Consider the following 1,272-nt stretch of genomic DNA (forward strand, 5'->3'; position numbering starts at 1 on the left):
GGCGGGTTCGGGTCGGCAGGGCGGATCCGAGTGTGACCGGTAACGCGGGGATGGTGGCGGTCACCGAACTGCTGGATCGACTCGACGTGATCGGGCTGCTGGACGCGGCGACGGGTCCGATCAAGCAGCGCGACCGCGGCTTCGGGCCCGGTGAGCTGCTGGTCGGGATGGCCGCGGCGCAGCTGGCCGGCCACGACTTCCTGGTCGGGCTGGACCGCCACCGGGCCGACGTCGCCGCCCAGGCGTTGACGCCGGTGCCCGGACTGGCCTCGACCACCGCGGCCGGGCTCGCGAAACGATTCACCGACCAGCAGTGGCGGGCAACCGAATCTGGGCTGGCGAAGGTGAGCGAGCGGATGCTGGCGCTGCTGCCCGCCGAGCGGGCCGCGGCGCTGTGCGAGGGGGCCACTATCGACCTGGACACCACCGACGTGGAGGTGTACGGCCGCAAGAAGGACGGCATCGCCTACAACCATCAGGGCCAGCGGGTCGGGCGCCCGCACGTGGCCAGCTGGGCCGAGACCGAGACCGTGCTGGCCGCCGACCTGGACTGCGGTCTCGACGACCCCCGCGCCACCGCCGAGGACCTGCTGCAGCGCGCCCTGGCCGGGCTGCCGCGCCGGATCCGCCGCGAACGGGTCCGGTTGCGCGCCGACGCCGGCTACTTCGCCGGGCAACTGGCCCGCGCCGCGCACAAGGCGGGGATCGGGTTCGCCATCGGCGCCAAACGCGTCACCACGATGTGGCGGGCGCTGGCCGGTATCGCCGAAACCGACTGGCGCGCAGCGATCGACATGCCCGACGCGCAGGTCGCCGTCTCCACCTACGCGCCCGCCGACTGGCCACCGAACACGCGGCTGCTGATCCGCCGGGTCCGGCTCACCGTCGACCAGGTCTCTCCCGACGCCCGGTCGCGGCGGCGCCGCACCCTGCACCCCGACCAGCGCGCGCTGCCGCTGGCCGAACTCGCTCACGCCGACGCGATCTACGCCTACTCGTTCATCGCCACCAACCTCGACACCTCCACCCCCGACAAGGCTGCGGCCGTCGAGCACTGGTACCGGCACCGCACCAGCGTGGAGAACATCTTCCGCGACAGCAAACACGGCGCCGCGCTGCGACACCTGCCCTCGGGAAACAAGCAGGTCAACACCGCCTGGATGTGGGGCGCGCTGCTGGCCGCCAGCATCGCCGGCTGGCTGCACCAACTCACCGGCACCATCCTCGGCGACGATCTCGTCGCCGGGCATGGGGTGCGCGACGGCAAAGCCA

1 protein-coding gene is annotated in these 1,272 nt (G+C 72.7%); it reads left to right on the plus strand.

The genetic code is table 11. The features are described 5' to 3' along the window. Positions 1-32 precede the first annotated feature (32 nt). A partial coding sequence (locus FPZ47_RS27555; RefSeq protein WP_246859919.1) for a transposase occupies positions 33-1,272 on the plus strand: 1,240 nt, incomplete at its 3' end.

Source organism: Mycobacterium helveticum (assembly GCF_007714205.1).
GTDB classification, from domain to species: Bacteria; Actinomycetota; Actinomycetes; order Mycobacteriales; family Mycobacteriaceae; genus Mycobacterium; species Mycobacterium helveticum.